The sequence below is a fragment of the Pseudomonas sp. B7 genome (genome assembly GCF_016735645.1).
In the GTDB taxonomy this organism is placed as follows: domain Bacteria; phylum Pseudomonadota; class Gammaproteobacteria; order Pseudomonadales; family Pseudomonadaceae; genus Aquipseudomonas; species Aquipseudomonas glycinae.
Genome location: NZ_JAERRE010000002.1, coordinates 178687 through 198909 on the forward strand (window position 1 = coordinate 178687; position 20223 = coordinate 198909).

A 20223-nucleotide genomic window follows, 5' to 3' on the forward strand; every position below is an offset into this window, starting at 1 on the left:
CGCACCATTCGAGCCACAAAACCAATAACAACAGGTTCGACACCATGCTCCCGCGCCCTGCTCCACCCGGCTGATCGCCGCCGCTCGCCCCCTGATTCCATTGAATTCCTGCGCCTCAGAAAACGGCCGCAGCGCTCCCGTTCGCCCCAAAAAAACAAGAGAGACCCGAGCCCATGACAACCTCCCCTGCGCCCTACGCACTTCCCGGTCTGATCGCCCTCGCCCTGGCCGGCATCGCGCTGCCCGCTGCGGCTGAAGAAGCCGGTTTTATCGACGGGGCCAAGGTCAACCTGAACCTGCGCAACTTCTACATCAATCGCAACTTCACCAACCCGACCAAGGCTCAGGGCAAGGCTGAAGAGTGGACGCAGAACTTCATCCTCGACGCCAAATCCGGTTTCACCCAAGGCACCGTCGGGTTCGGCATGGATGTGCTGGGGTTGTACTCGGTGAAGCTCGATGGCGGCAAAGGCACCGGTGGCACGCAGTTGTTGCCGCTGGATCATGACGGACGCCCGGCGGACAACTTCGGCCGCACCAACGTCGCGTTCAAGGCAAAACTGTCGCAAACCGAAGTGAAGGTCGGCGAGTGGATGCCGGTGTTGCCGATCCTGCGCTCGGACGACGGCCGCTCCCTGCCGCAGACCTTTCGCGGCGGCCAGATCACCTCGAAGGAAATCGATGGCCTGACCCTTTACGGCGGCCAGTTCCGCGCCAACAGCCCGCGCGACGACAGCAGCATGAGCGACATGTCGATGACCGGCAAAGCCGCGTTCACCTCGGATCGCTTTAACTTTCAGGGCGGCGAATACGTGTTCAACGACAAGCGCACCCAGATCGGCCTGTGGAACGCCGAACTCAAGGACATCTACAGCCAGCAATACGTCAACCTGATCCACAGCCAGCCGCTCGGCGACTGGACCCTGGGCGCCAACCTCGGCTTCTTCTATGGCAAGGACGACGGCAGTGCCCGCGCCGGCGACCTCGATAACAAGACCTGGTCGGGGATGTTCTCGGCAAAATACGGTGGCCACACCTTCTACGTCGGCCTGCAGAAACTCACCGGCGACAGCGCCTGGATGCGCGTCAACGGTACCAGCGGCGGCACGTTGGCCAACGACAGCTACAACGCCAGTTACGACAACGCGCAGGAACGCTCCTGGCAGGTCCGCCACGACTACAACTTCGTTGCCCTGGGCATCCCCGGCCTGACCCTGATGAACCGTTACATCAGCGGCGACAACGTGCACACAGGCACCATTACCGACGGCAAGGAATGGGGCCGCGAGTCCGAACTGGGCTACACCGTGCAAAGCGGCGCGCTCAAGGACCTGAACGTCAGATGGCGCAACTCGACCATGCGTCGTGATTTCAGCAACAACGAGTTTGACGAGAACCGCCTGATCGTCAGCTATCCGATCAGCCTGCTTTAAGCCGCCTGTCCGAATGGCTGGCGTTGCGCCAGCCATCATTTAAAGTGAAAAAACCTGAAGGACTCAGGCGCTCCACCCCCACCCGCTTCCGTTATCTGTTGATGTTGGTCCCCCAAGACTCGAGCCAGGTTGTCATCGGAAGACCCTGCTGATCACCGGAGGACCGCCTCATGATCACCCGACTCAACCCCGCTCCCGTCGACAAAGACTGGGACGCCAAGGCGTACCAGCAGTTTTCCCGTCTCAGGCAACAACCGGTCGATGAATTGCTCGGCCGTGTCGACCTGGAAAATCCCCAACGCATTTATGACCTGGGCTGCGGCACCGGGATTGCCACAAAGATTCTGGCGGATCGCTGGCCCGAGGCAGAGATCAAGGGCATCGACAGTTCGAAAGACATGCTTCAGGTCGCCCGCTGCCTGCCGATCAAGGCGCGCTGGCAACACGCCGAACTGCAACACTGGAAACCCCGCAAGCCGGCCGACCTGTTGTTCGCCGCGGCCGTGCTGCATTTCATCGATGACCATCAAACGCTGTTGCCGGGACTGCTTCGCCACCTCAACCCCGGCGGGTGCCTCGCCGCGCACATGCCGGACTGGCGTGATGCGCTGTGGTATCGGCTGATGCTCGGCACCCTCAACGATGCCGGCCCCTGCGGCCGCCCCATCGGCACTCCGCAATTGCGCCAGCGCATGGCCGCGCGGACGTTGTTGTCGCTGGAGGATTACTACCGGCTGCTGGCTCCGCGGACCCAGTCGCTGGATATCTGGGAAACCGAGCAGTTGCAGGTCGTGCGCGGAAGCTCACCGATTTATGACTGGGTGAAGGTGTCGGCGCTGCGGCCGGTGATGCAGGGACTGACGTCAGAGGAACAGGCACGCTTCATTTATCACTACCTGAGGCGGGTGCATGCGCACTATCCGCAGGAGGAAAACGGCCATACGTTGTTTGCGTTCAAGCGGATTTTCATTGTTGCCAAGGTATGAAGTTCAAAGGATCGCAGCCTTCAACAGGCTGCGACCCCTCGAATTCGACGATTACTCGCGGGATTCGGTACCCAGCTCATCCCACACCGACTCGGCCAGATGAAAGGTCGCATTCGCCGCCGGAATCCCGCAGTAGATCGCACTCTGCATGATCACTTCCTTGATCTCGCCTCGGCTCACGCCATTGTTCGCCGCTGCGCGAAGGTGCAACTTCAGTTCACCTTCGCGGTTCATGCCGATCAGCATGGCGATGGTGATCAGGCTGCGGGTATGGCGTGGCAGGCCCGGGCGGGTCCAGATGTCGCCCCAGGCGTGACGGGTGATCATCTCCTGGAACTCCGAGTTGAACTCGGTCAGCGTGGTCAGGCTGCGATCGACGTGAGCGTCGCCGAGCACCGCGCGGCGCACTTGCATGCCGTCGTCGTAACGTTGTTTCTCGTCCACGGAAATCCCCTCAATCAGCCAGCAAAAAGGTCAGCACGCGGTCGCTGAACGCGTCGCCGGCCTGAACGTTGGAAAGGTGCGCCGCATAAAACTCGGCGTACTCGGCGCCACGCACATGTTCCTGAATGAAATGCCCGCCGGACGGTGGCGTCACCGCATCTTCGGTACCGGCAATCACCAGCAGCGGCGCCTTGATCGACGACAACTGCTCACGGAAATCCGCATCGCGCACCGCCGCGCAGTTGGCGGCGTAACCTTCAGGATTGGTCGCTGCCAGCATGTCGGTGATCTGCTTCGCTGCGGCCGGATTGGCGGCAGAAAAGTCCGGGGTAAACCAGCGGGCAATCGATGCATCGCGCAACGCGACCATTGCCGCCGGGCCGTCGCGCAGCACGGTTTCGATGCGCGGATTCCACACCGACGGATCGCCGATTTTCGCCGCCGTGTTGCAGACGATCAGTTTGTTCAAACGCTGGCCGGCGTTGATCCCCAGCCACTGGCCGATCAACCCGCCCATCGACAGACCACAGAAATGCGCGCGTTCGATGTGCAGCGCATCCAGCAGCGCCAGCACGTCGCGGCCCAGTTGCTCGATGCTGTAAGGGCCCGGCGTCACCAGCGACTGGCCATGCCCGCGCGTGTCGAAACGCAGCACCCGAAAATGTTCGGTGAAGGCCGGCATCTGCACGTCCCACATGTGCAGGTCGGTGCCCAGCGAGTTGGACAGCACCAGCACCGGCGCATCGACCGGGCCTTCCAATGAGTAATGCAGTTCGCCATCGGCGAGTTGAACGAAAGCCACAGCCCTCTCCTTTCAGTCAGACAATGCGTTGTGTTCGGCTACTGCCCGCTCGACCCAGACCTGCGCCTGACCGAGGTAGTGGGCGGGATCCAGCAGATGATCCAGTTCGCTTGCGCTCAGTTCGGCGGTCACCTGCGGCTCGTCACCGAGAACCGCACGCAGGTGACGCTGTTCGGCCACCGCTCGTTTGCAGCATTGCTCGAGCAGATGATGCGCGGTATCACGACCGACCCGTTGCGCGAGCACGATGCTCACCGCTTCGGCCAGCACCAGGCCTTGAGTCAACTCCAGGTTGCGGGCCATGCGCGCGGCATCGACTTCCAGACCATCGGCCAGCAGCCGCGCCTGTTGCAGTGCGCCCGACACCAGGCAGCAGATTTCCGGCAGGGTTTCCCATTCGGCGTGCCACAGACCAAGGCTGCGCTCGTGTTCCTGGGGCATGGCGCTGAACAGCGTCGACACCAGCCCCGGCACCCGGGTGGCGGCGCCGATCAGCACCGCCGCGCCCACCGGATTGCGCTTGTGCGGCATGGTCGAGGAACCGCCCTTGCCCGGCGCCGACGGCTCGAACACTTCCGCCGCTTCGGTCTGCATCAACAGGCTGATGTCGCGGCCGAACTTGCCGAGGCTGCCGGCGATCAGACCGAGCACCGCGCCGAACTCGACGATGCGATCGCGCTGGGTGTGCCACGGTTGTTCCGGCAGGTTCAGGTGCAGTTCTTCGGCCAGCGCCTGGGCGATCGGCAACGCCTGTTCGCCGAGCGCCGCGAGGGTGCCGGACGCGCCGCCGAATTGCAGCACCAGCAGCCGTGGCTTGAGCTCGCGCAGACGCTGACGGCTGCGCGTGATCGCACCGAGCCAACCGGCGATCTTCATGCCGAGCGTCACCGGCGTCGCATGTTGCAGCCAGGTGCGCCCGGCCAGTGGCGTCGCGGCGTGGCGCTGCGCCTGAATGGCGAGGGCGTCGGCCAGTTGCGCCAGCTCCCTTTCAATCAATTCCAGCGCCTGACGCAATTGCAGCACCAGCCCGGAATCCATCACGTCCTGACTGGTGGCGCCCAGATGTACATAGCGCTCGGCTTCGGCATCGGTCGCGGCAATCTGTTTGCCCAACGCCTTGATCAGCGGAATCGCCGAATTACCCGCCGTGGCGATGGCTTCGCCCAATGCTGCGAAATCAAACAGCTCGGCGCGACAGGCGTTTTCGATGGATGCCACAGCACTCGCCGGAATCACCCCGACCCGCGCTTCGGCCCGGGCCAGCGCCGCTTCGAAGTCGAGCATCGCCTGCACCCGGCCCTGATCGCAGAACACGTCGCGCATATCGCGGGCAGTAAAGTAGGCATCGAACAATTGATTGCCCGGTCGCTGAGTCATAAACAGTCCTTGACGGCGCGGGCACTTGTGGCCCGCGCGCATGGTTTAAAGGTCGTGGTGCAGATACTTCGCTTCTTTCGGCAGGCGCAGGCTGAACAGGAACGCCACGGCCATCATGATGGTGACATACCAGTAGAACGCGTTTTCCATGCCGCCAGCCTTGAGGCTCAGGGCCACGTATTCGGCCGACCCGCCGAAGATCGCGTTAGCCACCGCGTAGGCCAGGCCGACGCCGAGGGCGCGGACTTCCGGCGGGAACATCTCGGCTTTCACCAGACCGCTGATCGAGGTGTAGAAACTGACGATCGCCAGCGCCAGGGTGATCAGCACAAAGGCCAGGAACGGACTGCCGACACTTTTCAGGCTGAGCAGGATCGGCACTGTGAACAACGTGCCGAGGCCGCCGAACCAGAGCATCGAGTTACGCCGGCCGATCTTGTCGGCGAGCATGCCGAACAGCGGCTGCATGCACATGTACAGGAACAGCGCGCCGGTCATGATGTAGCTGGCGGTCTTGGCGTGCATGCCGGCGGTGTTCACCAGGTACTTCTGCATGTACGTGGTGAAGGTGTAGAAAATCAGCGAGCCGCCGGCGGTGTAGCCCAGCACGGTGATGAACGCAGCCTTGTGGTCGCGGAACAGTGCGCGGATGCTGCCGGCGTCCTTGTTCTCGCGCATTTCCTTGCTCGTGGTTTCTTTCAGCGAGCGACGCAGGAACAGCGAAATCAGCGCGGCGGCCGCACCGACCACGAACGGAATCCGCCAGCCGTAGGCACGCAATTCTTCTTCGGTGAGGAACTGTTGCAGGATCACCACCAGCAGCACCGCCAGCAGTTGCCCGCCGATCAGGGTCACGTACTGGAACGAGGCGAAGAACCCGCGCTGGCCCTTGAGCGCGACTTCGCTCATGTAGGTCGCGGTGGTGCCGTACTCACCGCCCACCGACAGGCCTTGCAGCAGACGCGCGAACAACAGCAACAGCGGCGCCCAGACGCCGATGTCCTTGTAGGTCGGCAGACAGGCGATCAGCAACGAGCCGAAGCACATCATCAGGATCGAGATCAGCATCGAGTTCTTGCGCCCGTGCTTGTCTGCGACCCGGCCGAAAATCCAGCCGCCGATCGGTCGCATCAGAAACCCGGCGGCGAAAACGCCAGCGGTGTTGACCAGCTGCACCGTGGGGTTGTCCGAGGGAAAAAACGCCGGGGCGAAGTAGATCGCGCAGAAAGCGTAGACGTAGAAGTCGAACCATTCGACGAGGTTGCCGGACGAGGCACCGACAATGGCAAAGATGCGCTTGCTGCGCTCTTCGCCGGTGTAATGGGAGGTGGTGGTTGTCATTATTTTTTCACTCGATAGGGACAGTGACAGTCTAGACATACTTCGCAACAGTCCCGTTCCACATCCTGTATTGATCGTTCCCACGCTCCGCGTGGGAACGATCAGCGCGGAGCGTGGCGATCGGTGTTCTTTCAATAATCGAAGAACACAGTTTCCGCATCAGTGCCCTGCAGGATCACATTCCACTGATAGACACCCGCCGCATCCGGCTTCGCCAGCAACGTATCGCGGCGCTCGGCCGGTACGCATTCGAGCAGTGGATCGTTGACGTTCGCCGGATCGCCCTCGAAATAAATCCGCGTCAGCAAGTGCTTCACCAACCCGCGCGCAAACACCAGCACCACCAGATGCGGCGCCTGGGTCGTGCCTTTCAGGCCTTCGACCGTGCCCGGTTTGATCGTGGTGAAACGGAAGCGCCCATCGGCATCTACCGGCACCCGGCCGAAGCCTTCGAAATTCGGATCGAGCGGCTTGGCCTGCTCGTCTTCAGGGTGATCGTATTTGCCGGCAGCGTTGGCCTGCCAGACTTCGAGCATGGCGTCGTTGACGACATCGCCGTTTCCATCCACCACTTGCCCGGTGATCGCCACACGCTGGCCGAGGGTCAGTTCGTTGGCGAGGTTTTCACGGTTCAGCCAGGTCAGGCCGATGTGGTAATACGGCCCGACGGTGTGGGACGTGGTCGCAGTCAGGGTCATCTCATTTCTCCATCGGCGTGGCTTCGCGGCCGCGCAGCACGATGTCCCAGCGATAAGCGAGGGCGTAGGACGGAATGGTTTTTTCCAGATCGAAAGCGGCGATCAGGCGTTCCTTGGCCGAGGTGTCCGGCACGCAGTTGTAGATTGGGTCGTAGGCCAGCAGCGGATCGCCCGGGAAATACATCTGCGTAACCAGACGGGTCAGGATGCTCGGCCCGAACAGCGAGAAATGCACATGCGCCGGGCGCCAGGCGTTGTGGTGGTTGCCCCACGGATAGGCGCCGGGCTTGATGGTCTGGAACTGATACCAGCCATCGGCGTCGGTCACGGTGCGACCGGTGCCGGTGAAATTCGGGTCCAGCGGTGCGTCGTGCAGGTCACGGGCGTGGTTGTAGCGACCGGCGGCGTTGGCCTGCCAGATCTCCACCAGAATCCCCGGCACCGGCAGACCGTCTTCGTCGAGCACACGCCCGTGAATGATGATCCGCTCGCCGAGCGGTTCACCCTGATGCTGGGCAGTCAGATCGTTGTCGGTATCGGCCACACGCTCGGCGCCGATGGTCGGGCCGGTGATTTCCGACAGCGAATGCGGCAGGAACACCAACGGCTTGGACGGCGAGCGCAGATTGGTGGATTGATAGGTCGGGTGCAGGTACGGCGGCTGGGTGCCTTCCTGCGGGCGGCGGTAACCAGGCTTGTCAGTCATTTCGCTTTCCTCTGTTCTTTTTCGTCACGGCTTGCGTCAGACGCGTTCGATGGCCAGGGCCAGACCCTGGCCGACACCGACGCACATGGTCGCCAGACCTTTCTTGCCACCGGATTTTTCCAGCTGATGCAGCGCGGTCAGCACCAGTCGCGCACCGCTCATGCCCAACGGGTGGCCCAAGGCAATCGCGCCACCGTTCGGGTTGACCTGGGCCGCGTCGTCCGCCAGCCCCAACTCGCGTAATACCGCCAGACCCTGGCTGGCAAACGCTTCGTTGAGTTCGATCACATCGAAATCGCTGACCGCAACGCCGAGGCGTTCGGTGAGTTTGCGCACCGCCGGCACCGGGCCGATGCCCATCACCCGTGGCGCGACCCCGGCGCTGGCCATGCCCAGCACTTTGGCGCGGGCAGTCAAACCGTGTTTTTTCACCGCTTCCGCCGAGGCCAGAATCAGCGCGGCGGCACCGTCGTTGACGCCCGACGCGTTGCCGGCGGTGACGGTCTTGTCCGGGCCGTTGACCGGTTTCAGTTTGGTCAGGGCTTCAATAGTGGTGTCGGCACGAGGGTGTTCGTCCTGGCTGACCACGGTTTCGCCCTTCTTGTGGGCGATCCGCACTTCGACGATTTCCTCGGCGAAGTAGCCGGCAGCCTGGGCAGCGGCAGTACGTTGCTGACTGCGCAGGGCGAAAGCGTCCTGATCCTCGCGGGAAATTTCGTAATCGTCGGCAACATTGTCGGCGGTCTGCGGCATCGCGTCGACGCCGTACTGGGCCTTCATCAACGGGTTGATGAAACGCCAGCCGATGGTGGTGTCTTCCAGTTTCATGTTGCGCGAAAACGCCGCGTCGGCCTTGCCCATCACGAACGGTGCGCGGGACATCGACTCGACACCGCCGGCAATCGCCAGCTCCATTTCACCGCTGGCGATGGCGCGGAACGCGGTGCCGATGGCATCCATGCCCGACGCGCAGAGGCGATTGAGAGTGACGCCCGGCACGCTCTCCGGCAGACCGGCCAGCAGCAACGCCATGCGCGCCACGTTACGGTTGTCTTCGCCAGCCTGGTTGGCGCAGCCGAGGAATACCTCGTCGATGGCGCTCCAGTCCACCGACGGATTGCGTTCCATCAGGGCCTTGATCGGCACGGCGGCCAGGTCGTCGGCGCGAACCGCCGCCAGACCGCCACCAAAACGACCGATGGGGGTACGAATCGCATCGCAGATATAAACGTCGCGCATCATGCTTCTCCCGGTGCCTGGCCGTGGGCCGCTGCGGTGCGGGCTTCGAGATCACGCAGGGCGGTCAGCTCGACTTCGGTCGGTTCGGCGGTGGTGTCAACGTTGTCGGCAAAACGGATGGCCCAACCGGTGGCAGCGATCACTTGTTCACGGGTCACGCCCGGGTGCAGTGCGGTGACCACGAATTCGTGGGTGCCCTCTTCCGGCTCCATGATGCACAGGTCGGTGATGATCCCGACCGGGCCGGCACCCGGCAGGCCCAGACGTTTGCGCGAATCGCCGCCCTCGCCATGGCCGACCGAGGTGATGAAATCGAGTTTGTCGACAAACGAACGCGCCGACTGTTTAAGGATGATCAGCACGCTTTTGGCGGAACCGGCAATCTCCGGCGCGCCACCGGCACCCGGCAGGCGTACTTTCGGCTGATGATAGTCGCCGACCACGGTGGTGTTTATGTTGCCGAAACGGTCGACCTGGGCTGCGCCGAGGAAACCGACGTCGATGCGCCCGCCCTGCAGCCAGTAGCGAAAAATCTCACCGGTCGGCACGACGGTGTCAGCGGTTTCCGCCAGTTCGCCGTCACCGATCGACAGAGGCAATACGCTGGGTTTGGCGCCGATCGGGCCAGATTCGTAGATCAGCACCACGTCCGGCGACGAGGTCAGGCGCGCCAGGTTGGCGGCTTTCGACGGCAGGCCGATGCCGACGAAGCACACCGAGCCGTTCTTCAGGCGACGGGCCGCCGCAACGGTCATCATTTCATTGGTGGTGTAAGTCATTACTTGGCCTCCGAAGCAGCGGCCAACTTGGCCTGGAACTCGCTGAAGTCAGCGCAGCCATGGATGTATTCGTTGATCCACGCGGTAAACGTCTCACGGTCGCGGGCGATCGGATCCCACGCCTGATAGAAGCGGTTGTCACGCTCGGTGTAACCATGGGCGTAGGACGGATGCGCGCCACCGGGTACATGGCAGACCGCACTCAAGGCCCAGGTCGGTAGCACGCAGGCGTTCATCGGCGCGTTGAGGTTGTCGACGATTTCTTCGACGGTGACGATGCAACGCTTGGCGGCCAGTGCAGCTTCTTTCTGCACACCGAGGATGCCCCACAGCAGCACGTTGCCCTGACGGTCGGCTTTCTGGGCGTGGATCACGGTCACGTCCGGACGCACCGACGGCACCGCCGCCAGCACTTCGCCGGTGAACGGGCAAGTCACGGATTTGATCAGCGGGTTGACCTTCGGCAGGTCGGAACCGGCGTAGGCCCGCAACACCGCGAACGGCAGGCCGGAGGCGCCGGCGACGTAGGCATTGGCCAGGTCGGCGTGGCTGTGTTCTTCGATTTCCAGCGCGTGCGGCCATTGCTTCTCGACCGCGTCGCGCAGACGGTGCAGCGAACCCACGCCAGGGTTACCACCCCAGGAGAAGATCAGCTTGCGTGCACAGCCGGCGCCGATCAGTTGGTCGTAGATCAGGTCAGGCGTCATCCGCACCAGGGTCAGATCTTTCTTGCCCTGACGAATGATTTCATGACCTGCCGCCGTAGGGATCAGGTGAGTGAAGCCTTCGAGCGCGACGGTGTCGCCGTCGTTGACGAATTGCTTCACCGCGTCGTGCAGCGAAAGGATCTCAGCCATGGAGCGGGCTCCTGTTTTTGTAATGAATCGCCAGTGAATAAAAAGGCGCGAGGTTCTGCGCCGGAGTCACTGAAGATTAAGCCGCTGATTTTCGCCAAACAATCCGATAATCGACTGAGTGTTCGTTTATCGAACAGATTGTTATCTGCCTAATGATCACTCCCGCACCGCGTGCGGGAGTGATGGACGTGGATATCAGGTTGCGTCCGCGTGACTGACCAGGCCCTTGATCACCACCGCTGCCGTGGCCAGCCCGGCCGGGATCACCAACGCTGTCAGCACCTGTTCGAAATTCCAGCCCAGGCCCAACAGGGTTGCGCCCATCCACGCCCCGAGAATCGCGCCGAAGCGGCCGATCCCGAGCATCCACGAGACACCGGTCGCCCGGCCCTGCGTCGGATAAAACCGCGCTGCCAGCGACGGCATCGCCGATTGCGCACCGTTGACACACATGCCCGCCACCAGCACCAACGTCGCCAGCAGCGTGATGTTGCCCAGACTCTGCCCCACCGCGTAGGCAAAAACCCCGGCCAGCAGGTAGAAAATGCCGATGACCTTGTGCGGATTGAAGCGGTCCATCGCCCAGCCCACGCCGACCGCACTCAACACCCCGCCGAACTGGAACAGCGCGCCGATAAACGCCGCCTGCTCCATGCTCGCGCCGCTGTCGCGCATCAGGGTCGGCAGCCAGCTGGTCAGCAGGTAAACAATCACCAGGCCCATGAAGTAGGTCAGCCACAGCAGCAACGTGCCGACGCTGTAGGTACCGGAGAAAATCACCGCGAACACGTTGCGCGCTTTGACGGTTTTCTGTTCCGGCACGCTGAAACTCGCGGCCTGAGCGACGATGGCAGGATCAATGGGTGCGAGAGTCTTGCGCACCTTGTCAGTGCCGCGATTGCGCACCACCAGATAGCGCGCCGATTCCGGCAGCCAGAGCAGCAATACCACGGTGAGGATCAGCGGCAGGATCCCGCCGATCAGCAACAGGCTGTGCCAGCCGAATGCCGGGATCAGCTTGGCCGAGATGAATCCACCGCCGGCCATGCCCAGGTTGAAGCCGCAGAACATGCTGGTCACCAGCAATGACTTCTTGCGCTCCGGGGTGTATTCCGACAACAGCGTGGTGGCGTTCGGCATGCCGGCGCCCAGTCCCAGACCAGTGAGGAAACGCAGCACCAGCAACTGATCGACATTGGTGGCGTAGGCCGACGCCAGGCTGAAAGCACCGAACAGGAAAACCGCGCCGACCAGTACGACTTTTCGCCCGAAGCGGTCAGCCAGCGGCCCGGAGCCCAGCGCACCGAAGACCATGCCGATCAGCGCGGCACTCATCACCGGGCCGAGGCTGGCGCGGTCGATGCCCCAGTCCTGGGACAGGGCTGGCGCGATAAAACCCATGGCCGCAGTGTCGAGGCCATCGAGGAACACAATCAGAAAACACAGGATCACCACGCGCCACTGATAGCGCGAGATCGGTTGAGCGTTGATGAAGGACTGCACGTCGAGGCAGTGACCTACAGCGGACTGAGGCTGGTTCATTATTTTTATTCCACGCAAGAAAACGCAGTCGAACGGCGGCCGGCCAGAGAGCGGCACGGTCACAACTATATAAGGAAGAAATCAGGCGTTGCGCTAATACCGGCAACAGGAACGGGAGCGGCGACAGTCGGGGAACGTGCGCATGGGAAGTTGCCTCTTGTCATTATTATGGGAGTCGACGATCCGGCGGGCTCATTCACATTCGCGCCGGATGGCGCTGCCGCGACATTAATGATCCGGGGGTTTTAGCGTCAATTCGATAAACGCAACTCTGTGCGTTTATCGAACAGCTTCATCAGGCAAACAATTGCGCACTGAGGTCGCGGCTGGCGCTCAACAGACCGGGCAAAAAGCGCTGCTCCAGCTCGGTGCGGCTGACGCGACCGGCGTGGGTGCTGACGTTGAGCGCCGCCACCACCTGGCCGGAAGCGTCGTACACCGGCACAGCAATCGAGCGCAGACCCTGTTCCAGTTCCTGATCGACGATGCACCAGCCCTGCTGCCGGACTTCCTGCAGACATTCGAGCAAGGCGTCTGCGGTGTGAATGGTGCGGCTGGTCTTGGCCACCAGTTCGGCGTGGTCGAGGTATTCGCGCAGCGAGGTGTCGTCCAGCGCCGCCAGCAGAATCCGCCCCATGGACGTGCAGTACGCCGGCAAACGCCCGCCCACCGAGAGGTCCACCGAAATCAGACGCTGAGTGGTCGCCGAACGGGCGATGTAGAGAATGTCGTCGCCTTCCAGCGTGGCCATGTTGCAGGCCTCGTGCAGTTGCTCGCTCATGCGGTCGAGGTACGGCTGGGCCGAGACCGCCAGCGGCGTCGACGACAGATAGGCGTGACCGAGGGTCAGCACTTTGGGCAGAAGCGAATAAGTGCGCCCGTCGGTGGTGGCGTAGCCGAGTTTGATCAGTGTGTGCAGGCAACGGCGCACGGCGGCGCGGGGAATTTCCGTGCGGTGGCTGATCTGGGCGATGGTCAGGTGGCGCTTGCGCTCCTGAAACGCCTGCACCACCGCCAGGCCACGGGCCAGGGAGGTCATGAAATCCGGATCACCAGTCAGGGCCTGGATACGCTTGGCCGGCGAAGCGACGATCGGCGGCGCTACCGAGGTGAAGGAATTGCGCATTTGATCGTTCATGTCAGGTCCTTTTTTTCTTGTTCGGATCAACGGCTATACAAGCGGCTCGCTGGCGGATACACAAGTGACAGACCGCCAACACCGGGCGATTATCGAACCGTCGACCGATAATCGCAATCACCCTGGCCTCCTCGGCCAGGCTGTGCAGAGCGGATTTGAACTTGGAACGTCTGGACGATTTAAGCGCCTTAGTTGTTCGACTAAATGGCGCCAGAAACCAAACACTGGGCAACAACGATGCAACTATTGCCGGAAGTTGCACGTCACAAAACAATCACACATCCGGAACCGTTTTTAACTTGGCAAAGATAGTCAATCCCGATTCGGCCGCTATAATGCACCTCAGTGACACCGCGCTTTTATTTGCCGACGGTGCCACCCGCCGGCGCGATGTCCATCGCCGCCGGCCCCGGCCAGCGCCTGATGCGCATTACTCATGCACCGCCAGCGCGCTCGCTGAAACAGGAAACTGATGCTGCGTCAGTTTTAATCTGGTGCCGTAGCCGCCTGCAACATGGAAGTCCTGACCGTCTTCCCGACAACACCGCTGCCTGTCCGGGCGAGCGTTTGTCGATGAATCGGTTAAATGATTCGTTGCAGTGCGTTCACCAGACATTTATCTCAACTCATACAGGTAGCACTGTGACGAAAGACGAACTGCGCGCGGAACTTGAGCGCCAGGAACAACGTTACAAGGAAGTTTACGGCGGGGAAGTCACCACCTACGCCGCTCAGCCCGAACCAGAACGCAAAGCCTGGCGAAAACGCCCTACCGTTCAGGATCAGGTCTTCCAGCAAGAACTGAAAAAAATGGAAGAGGAACTCAAAGCCGAAGAGCCTTGAAACCTTCCTTTGAGACTTTCGAGGGTAAGCGTACTCACCGGGCTACAAGCACGGTGGACTGACGATGCCTTGCGCGCCCGCTACCCGCGGGCAGCGGCAAACTCCCCTGTATTGCACAGGTCTGGAGCATGTCAGACGCGTTTCTCAGATATTTCATACAAGTTTCAGCCCCCTCCCGACAACCGGCCAATCCGCCGGCGTATCGCATTTTTATCAATAGAATCAATACCTTGCAAAACCCTGCAAAAAGCTTGGGTAATGCACCTTGATACAAATTAATTTGGCGAAGAAGCTTACCGATGAGCAGGTAGGGGATCGATTTCCAGTCTTTTCTGGCATAATCGCGCCCCCTTATGACCGGGTCAGAAAACCTTCATGATCGATTTATTCAGCGGACTGGATGCCTGGGTGCTTGTGAGCCTCCTGCTCGCCCTGACATTTGTCCTCGCCTTCGAGTTCATCAATGGATTTCATGACACCGCTAACGCGGTAGCCACTGTTATCTACACCAAAGCGATGCCGCCTCACCTGGCGGTGTTCTTCTCGGGCGTGTTCAACTTCCTCGGCGTACTGCTGGGCGGCGTTGGCGTGGCGTATGCCATCGTGCACCTGCTGCCGGTAGAACTGTTGATCAACGTAAACACCGGCCATGGTCTGGCGATGGTGTTCTCGCTGCTCGCCGCCGCGATTGCCTGGAACCTGGGCACCTGGTACTTCGGTATCCCGGCCTCCAGTTCGCACACGTTGATCGGTTCGATCCTCGGTGTCGGCCTGGCCAACGCCCTGATCAACGAAATTCCACTGGCTGACGGCGTCAACTGGCAGAAAGCGATCGACATCGGCGCCTCGCTGGTGTTCTCGCCGATGGCCGGCTTCCTGATCGCCGCGCTGGTGCTGATCGGCCTGAAATGGTGGCGCCCGCTGTCGAAGATGCACAAGACGCCGGAACAGCGCCGCAAGATCGACGACAAGAAGCACCCACCGTTCTGGAACCGCCTGGTCCTGGTGATCTCGGCAATGGCCGTGAGCTTCGTGCACGGCTCCAACGACGGCCAGAAAGGTATCGGCCTGATCATGCTGGTACTGATCGGTATCGTGCCTGCGCAGTTCGTACTCGACCTGAACAGCACTACCTACCAGATCGAACGCACTCGCGACGCGACCCTGCACCTGAGCCAGTTCTACAAGCGCAACGCCGATACCCTGGGCGAATTCCTGGCCCTGGGCAAAAGCGTGGAAGGCGACCTGCCGGAGAAATTCCGTTGCAACCCGCAACAGACCGAACCGACCATCGCCGCCCTGCTCGACACGCTCAAAGGTGTAGCTGACTACCACTCGCTGTCCGCTGAAAGCCGCATCGAAGTGCGTCGCTACCTGCTCTGCCTGGACGACACCGCGAAGAAAGTCAGCAAACTGCCAGGCCTCGCCGCTCGTGAAAAAGCCGACCTGGACAAACTGCGCAAAGACCTGACCACCACCACCGAATACGCCCCGTTCTGGGTAATTCTGGCGGTAGCGCTGGCCCTGGGCCTGGGCACCATGGTCGGCTGGAAACGCGTGGTACTGACCATCGGTGAGAAGATCGGCAAACAAGGCATGACCTATTCCCAAGGCATGTCGGCCCAGATCACCACCGCCAGCCTGATCGGCATGGCCAACATTTTCAGCCTGCCAGTGTCCACCACCCACGTCCTCTCCTCGGGCGTGGCCGGCACCATGGTCGCCAACAAAAGCGGCCTGCAAGGCGGCACGGTGAAAACCATCCTGCTGGCCTGGGTCCTGACCCTGCCAGCCACCGTGGCGCTGTCGGCCGGCCTGTTCTGGCTGGCGTCGAAGGCGCTGGGTAGCTGATAGACCGCTGAAATGAAAAAGGCGTGATTCGAAAGGATCACGCCTTTTTTGTTGCTTCCAGAGATGCGACGCGGAGCGTCCCGGGCTGCATTCCCACGCGGAGCGTGGGAACGATCAAAGCAAAGCAGTCCGCCTTCCGCTCCTCACCACTCAACACGATGAGCGTTAGCTCGAGTAATGCTTTTGACGTGCCGGCCCCATCGGAAGGCTGAGTGGAGGGATTTATCCGGAGGTGGGAGCGCAGCGACCGTGCGGCGAAGCCGCATGCATCGAGAGGAGGTGCAGCGAAGCAAACCGTAGGCGATGCCCCCGGATAAATCCCGGAACGAAGGAACGCCGAGCCAAAGCGAGGTGCCGAACGCCGGGGCCCAGACCTTTGGTTCCTTTGGGGCGTTTGCCAAAGGGACTCGCCGTAAGGGCGAAACCGTCAGCGGCAACACCCGCAGAAACGGATATTCACCCCAAACAACCCAAAGCATGGTCGGCCCAAAGGCCGCCAAGAAGACAAAAAAAAGGGCAACCGAAGTTGCCCAAAATGCCTTGCGTGCTCATCAAACCCGGAAGAATCAAGGCTTCTTGCGCTTGTTCGCATCCTTCCAGATAAAAAATCCAAACCCTGCAAAAAACAGAACCATCAGGCCCACAGTCAGGACCCCGGCAAACACCACGTTATCGAAAAACATGACTGGCCTCCTGGCCCCTGCTCTGCTGCGATGGAACTAAGTTAACCAATCAGGCAGGCGCAGGAATTGACCGGGATCAATGCCGCTCACCATGGGGAGGAAAGGAGGGGAAATAACTGACCTGCATCAACGGATGCAGGGGAGATCAACGCTTTTTCGGTTTGTTTTTCGGCTTTTTCTTTGGTTTACCCAAAGGCATGGCCTGCTCGAAAGCCTGGCGTACTTCGTTCAGGCGCTTCTCGTTGAGGTCATGCACCCGCTTGGCGCGTTCGGTGTTGAGGTCAATCAGCTTGTCGTCTTGGCTCATGGCGTTCGGTGCATCGCTTGGACTGAATCACAACTGCCGGATCTCCGACAGGACTGCGCCAATAATGCGGCCTGACGCAGGCGCTGACCAGCCACTGACCTGAACGCTCTACAACAATTCATGTACCGCCCACCGGATTTGCCCGCACAATCGGCACCTCGCCATGAACCCGAAGGATCTGCGCCGTGCCCCTGCATCAGGATCTGCCACCGCTGATGGCCTTGCGCGCCTTTGAGGCCGTGGCCCGCCATTTGAGCTTCATCAAGGCTGCCGCTGAGCTGTCGGTGACCCAAAGCGCGATCAGCCATCAGGTGCACAAACTCGAAGAGTTCCTCGATCAGCGACTGTTCGTGCGCCGCACCCGGGCGATCGATCTGACACCCGCCGGCGAACACTACTACCGGCAGATCGAACCCGCCCTCGCCGCGATTGCCGCCGCCACCCACGACCTGCGCGGCGAACGCCCCGCCACCCTGCGCATCGGCCTGCTCGCCTCTTTCGCCACTTTATGGCTGGCACCGCGCCTGGCGGATTTCAACGCGAACTACCCGAACATCCACGTCGAACTGCTGCCCGCCGTGCAACTGGCCGATGTCGACGCCGGCGAGGTGGATCTGGCGATCCGCTACGGCAAGGGCGGCTGGCCGAAAGTCCAGGCCCGCCGGTTCATGGGCGAAACCCTGATGCCGGTATGCAGCCCGGCCTTCAAGGCCAAAGGCGTGAGCAACGGACCGTTGCTGATGGCCAAATCGCACCAGCCGTTCGAATGGATCGACTGGCAGCAACACAGCAGCATCGATCTGGCTCATGTGCCCAGCGTCATGCTCCACGACTACAACATCGTCGTCGAAGCTGCCGTCGCCAGTCAGGGCATTGCCATGGGCCGTCAACGAATGATCGAACGGCGGATCAAGGACGGCGCGTTGGTGCCAGCCTTCGACACGCCGCCGATGCTCGGCGAGATCGGTTATTGGCTGGTCACCCCGCAACGCCCGCTCACGTCGCCAGCGCAATGTTTCTGCCAATGGTTGGAGGACACCGCGAACGCATGAGTTTTTTGGATGCGTCGGATTAAATCTATCCGTTTGTCGCCCTACGCTCGCGCCAACATGCTGAAGCCCTCACTCAGGAGGACTTCCCATGACCAATTCCCTCAGCCAACGTGTGCAACAACTCGGTCTGCGCCTGCCCGAACCGAGCCAGCCGATCGCCAATTACGTCAACCATGTGCTCAGCCAGAATCAGTTGTTCATCTCCGGGCAGATTCCATTGCTCGACGGCAAACCTGCGTTCATCGGGCGACTGGGCGAAGCGATTTCCGACGAGGAAGGAGTTAAAGCCGCTGAACTGGCTGCCTTGGGCCTGCTCGCCCAGTTGAGCCACGCACTGGGCGATGACCTGTCGAAACTGGTGCGTATCCTGCGCCTCGGGGTGTTCGTGGCCGCCACACCGGACTTCAAGGCTCAGGGCGCCGTCGCCAACGGCGCTTCGAACCTGCTGGTCAACGCCCTCGGCGACAAGGGCCGACACGTGCGCACCGCGGTCGGCGTGGCGAGCCTGCCAGCCGGCGTCGCGGTGGAAATCGACGCGATCTTCGAGCTCAAGCCGTGAACATCGATGACCTCTCGCGCCTGCGCGCAGCCACACCCGGCTGCGCTCAGGTGGTCCACTTCAACCACGCCGGCGCCTCGCTGCCTAGCCAGGCCACCCTCGATGCAGTGATCGAACAGTTGCAACGCGAAGCCCTCGGCGGGCCGATGGAAGCGGCAGACAACCGGGTACAGGAACGCGCGCGCAACGCGGCCGCCGCCCTGCTCAACGCCCAGCCCGAAGACATCGCCTTCGCCAGCAGCGGCTCGGCAGCCTGGAGCCAGGCGTTCAACGCGCTGGGGCCGTGGCAGCCCGGCGAACGGATTCTGGTGGGGCGTCATGAATGGGCCGGCAATCTGGCGTGCATGGCCGAAGCGGTGAAGGCCGGCGCGCGGCTCGAAGTGATTCCTTGTGACGCCCACGGGGCAGTCGACCCGCAAGCCCTGGCGCAGATGATCGACGGCCAGGTCCGCCTGATCGCCCTGACCTGGCTGCCGGCCAACGGTGGTCTGATCAACCCCGCCGCGCAGATCGGCAGCGTGGCGCGGCGTCACGGCATCCCTTATTTCATCGATGCCGGTCAGGCGCTGGGGCAGTTGCCTTGCGATGTTCAAGACTTGCAGTGCGACGTGCTCAAGGGTGCCGGACGCAAGTTCCTGCGCGGGCCGCGCGGCACGGCGTTGATGTACATCCGGGCGCAATTTCTGCAACGGCTGCTCCCCGTGCAGCGCGATGTTTTGTCGGCGCCGTGGGACGGCAAGCGATTCACTCTGCGTGATGACGCGCGCCGCTTTGAAACCAGTGAAGTGTCGCTGGCGCTGCTGGCCGGGCTGGCCAATGCGCTGGAGGAGCACAATCGCCTCGGCGCGTTCGCGATCCGCCAACGCATCGCACACCTGAGCAATGGACTGCGGCAACGCCTGAAGGCGATTCCCGGCCTGACGCTGCGGAATCTTGGCGCGGCCAATCAACAATCCGGGCTGATCGCCTTCACGCTCGAAGGCTGGGACAGCGTGGCGCTGAAGCAGACGCTGGCCGAACGGCGAATCAACATCGGCGCCAATGGCGTGGCCTACACGCCGCTGGACATGCAGGCGCGCGGGCTGACGAATATTGCGCGGGTGGCGTTGAGCTACTTGAACACAGAAGAAGAGATCGACGTGCTGCTGGAAAACCTGACGGAACTGGCCGCCCGGCCTCAGATCTCGATATCGACCCAAAGCCCCTGACGCGGCTGATCTTCCATCAACGGCGCCACCGGTACGGTGTTGTCGGCATTCAGTTCGGTGCCGGGCACGGCGAGGTGCGCTTCGGGGTCGTCGTCGGCTTCGCGGCGCCGGCGATCGCGTTCCTGCTGACGGCGCTGCTCTTCGCGCAGCAGATAGCCGTCCTCTTCCGGATCGCGCTTTTGCAGGTCGATGGTGCTTTCGTTGGAGCTTTCCTGCACCGGCACCACAGGGGGAATATCCGGTCGCTGGCGGATCGGATCCTGTTGGGAGGTGATCGGCACGGCGCTCAGGGGGAGCATCGGTGGCAGCATATGAAGGGTCTCCTGTCAGCAGGTTATCGGCGGCGCCAGGGGTGCCTTGAGCCATCGGTCGCAAACT

21 protein-coding genes are annotated in these 20223 nt (G+C 61.9%); 7 read left to right on the forward strand and 14 right to left on the reverse strand.

Going from position 1 to position 20223, the window contains the following annotated elements; genetic code table 11:
- Positions 1-173: 173 nt before the first annotated feature.
- Positions 174-1433, forward strand: a complete 1260-nt coding sequence (locus JKA62_RS05660) for an OprD family porin (RefSeq protein ID WP_201816753.1) — start codon at positions 174-176, stop codon at positions 1431-1433.
- A gap of 170 nt (positions 1434-1603) precedes the next feature.
- On the forward strand, positions 1604-2419 hold the full coding sequence (locus tag JKA62_RS05665) for a methyltransferase domain-containing protein (RefSeq protein ID WP_201816755.1): 816 nt from the start codon (positions 1604-1606) through the stop codon (positions 2417-2419).
- A 51-nt stretch (positions 2420-2470) separates the two neighbouring features.
- On the opposite strand, the gene pcaC is transcribed toward JKA62_RS05665, so the two are convergent.
- From pcaC to pcaR, 11 genes are all read right to left on the reverse strand, one after another.
- Complete coding sequence (pcaC, locus tag JKA62_RS05670; RefSeq protein WP_011332825.1) at positions 2471-2863, reverse strand: 4-carboxymuconolactone decarboxylase; 393 nt, start codon at positions 2861-2863, stop codon at positions 2471-2473.
- A 10-nt stretch (positions 2864-2873) separates the two neighbouring features.
- Positions 2874-3665, reverse strand: coding sequence for a 3-oxoadipate enol-lactonase (gene pcaD / locus JKA62_RS05675; RefSeq protein ID WP_201816756.1), 792 nt, complete (start codon positions 3663-3665; stop codon positions 2874-2876).
- A gap of 12 nt (positions 3666-3677) precedes the next feature.
- Complete coding sequence (locus tag JKA62_RS05680) at positions 3678-5042, reverse strand: 3-carboxy-cis,cis-muconate cycloisomerase (RefSeq protein WP_201816757.1); 1365 nt, start codon at positions 5040-5042, stop codon at positions 3678-3680.
- A 45-nt stretch (positions 5043-5087) separates the two neighbouring features.
- The gene (locus tag JKA62_RS05685) at positions 5088-6383 is read right to left on the reverse strand and encodes an MFS family transporter (protein ID WP_041475161.1); all 1296 of its coding nucleotides are present in this window, start codon (positions 6381-6383) and stop codon (positions 5088-5090) included.
- 131 nt (positions 6384-6514) lie between these two features.
- Positions 6515-7081 (reverse strand): protocatechuate 3,4-dioxygenase subunit alpha, encoded by a 567-nt coding sequence (gene pcaG / locus JKA62_RS05690; protein ID WP_011332821.1) that lies wholly within the window; start codon positions 7079-7081, stop codon positions 6515-6517.
- Position 7082: 1 nt separating this feature from the next.
- Positions 7083-7787, reverse strand: a complete 705-nt coding sequence (pcaH, locus tag JKA62_RS05695) for a protocatechuate 3,4-dioxygenase subunit beta (RefSeq protein WP_011332820.1) — start codon at positions 7785-7787, stop codon at positions 7083-7085.
- Positions 7788-7823: 36 nt separating this feature from the next.
- Positions 7824-9029 (reverse strand): 3-oxoadipyl-CoA thiolase, encoded by a 1206-nt coding sequence (gene pcaF, locus JKA62_RS05700; RefSeq protein WP_201816759.1) that lies wholly within the window; start codon positions 9027-9029, stop codon positions 7824-7826.
- Positions 9026-9805, reverse strand: a complete 780-nt coding sequence (locus tag JKA62_RS05705) for a CoA-transferase subunit beta (RefSeq protein WP_011332818.1) — start codon at positions 9803-9805, stop codon at positions 9026-9028. Before JKA62_RS05705 ends, pcaF begins: the two co-directional genes overlap by 4 nt.
- On the reverse strand, positions 9805-10662 hold the full coding sequence (locus JKA62_RS05710) for a CoA transferase subunit A (RefSeq protein WP_003222404.1): 858 nt from the start codon (positions 10660-10662) through the stop codon (positions 9805-9807). Before JKA62_RS05710 ends, JKA62_RS05705 begins: the two co-directional genes overlap by 1 nt.
- 195 nt (positions 10663-10857) lie before the next feature.
- Positions 10858-12204: an MFS transporter gene (locus JKA62_RS05715; protein ID WP_011332817.1), complete on the reverse strand. Its 1347-nt coding sequence runs from the start codon at positions 12202-12204 to the stop codon at positions 10858-10860.
- A 295-nt stretch (positions 12205-12499) separates the two neighbouring features.
- Entirely contained in the window at positions 12500-13342 is an 843-nt protein-coding gene (gene pcaR, locus JKA62_RS05720) for a pca regulon transcriptional regulator PcaR (protein ID WP_011332816.1), read from the reverse strand.
- Positions 13343-13984: 642 nt separating this feature from the next.
- Between pcaR and JKA62_RS05725 the strand changes: the two genes are divergently transcribed.
- Positions 13985-14185: a hypothetical protein gene (locus JKA62_RS05725; RefSeq protein ID WP_007957826.1), complete on the forward strand. Its 201-nt coding sequence runs from the start codon at positions 13985-13987 to the stop codon at positions 14183-14185.
- Positions 14186-14560: 375 nt separating this feature from the next.
- The gene (locus JKA62_RS05730) at positions 14561-16036 is read left to right on the forward strand and encodes an inorganic phosphate transporter (RefSeq protein ID WP_011332813.1); all 1476 of its coding nucleotides are present in this window, start codon (positions 14561-14563) and stop codon (positions 16034-16036) included.
- A 566-nt stretch (positions 16037-16602) separates the two neighbouring features.
- Here JKA62_RS05730 and ccoM read toward each other — a convergent pair.
- Positions 16603-16719 carry a cytochrome c oxidase subunit CcoM gene (gene ccoM / locus JKA62_RS29070; protein ID WP_007959205.1) on the reverse strand — a complete coding sequence of 39 codons (117 nt, stop codon included), beginning with the start codon at positions 16717-16719 and terminating at the stop codon, positions 16603-16605.
- 145 nt (positions 16720-16864) lie between these two features.
- Entirely contained in the window at positions 16865-17026 is a 162-nt protein-coding gene (locus JKA62_RS05735; protein ID WP_007959203.1) for a hypothetical protein, read from the reverse strand.
- 185 nt (positions 17027-17211) lie between these two features.
- Here JKA62_RS05735 and JKA62_RS05740 point away from each other — a divergent pair, with 185 nt between their 5' ends.
- The 3 genes from JKA62_RS05740 to JKA62_RS05750 all read left to right on the forward strand — a co-directional run bounded on the left by JKA62_RS05740 (position 17212) and on the right by JKA62_RS05750 (position 19845).
- Positions 17212-18078, forward strand: coding sequence for a LysR substrate-binding domain-containing protein (locus JKA62_RS05740; RefSeq protein ID WP_201816761.1), 867 nt, complete (start codon positions 17212-17214; stop codon positions 18076-18078).
- 88 nt (positions 18079-18166) lie between these two features.
- Positions 18167-18637 (forward strand): RidA family protein, encoded by a 471-nt coding sequence (locus JKA62_RS05745; RefSeq protein WP_201816764.1) that lies wholly within the window; start codon positions 18167-18169, stop codon positions 18635-18637.
- Entirely contained in the window at positions 18634-19845 is a 1212-nt protein-coding gene (locus JKA62_RS05750; RefSeq protein ID WP_201816766.1) for an aminotransferase class V-fold PLP-dependent enzyme, read from the forward strand. The genes JKA62_RS05745 and JKA62_RS05750 overlap by 4 nt, the downstream gene beginning before the upstream one ends.
- Here JKA62_RS05750 and JKA62_RS05755 read toward each other — a convergent pair.
- Positions 19815-20156: a hypothetical protein gene (locus JKA62_RS05755; protein ID WP_007959194.1), complete on the reverse strand. Its 342-nt coding sequence runs from the start codon at positions 20154-20156 to the stop codon at positions 19815-19817. The genes JKA62_RS05750 and JKA62_RS05755 overlap by 31 nt on opposite strands.
- Positions 20157-20223: the final 67 nt, after the last annotated feature.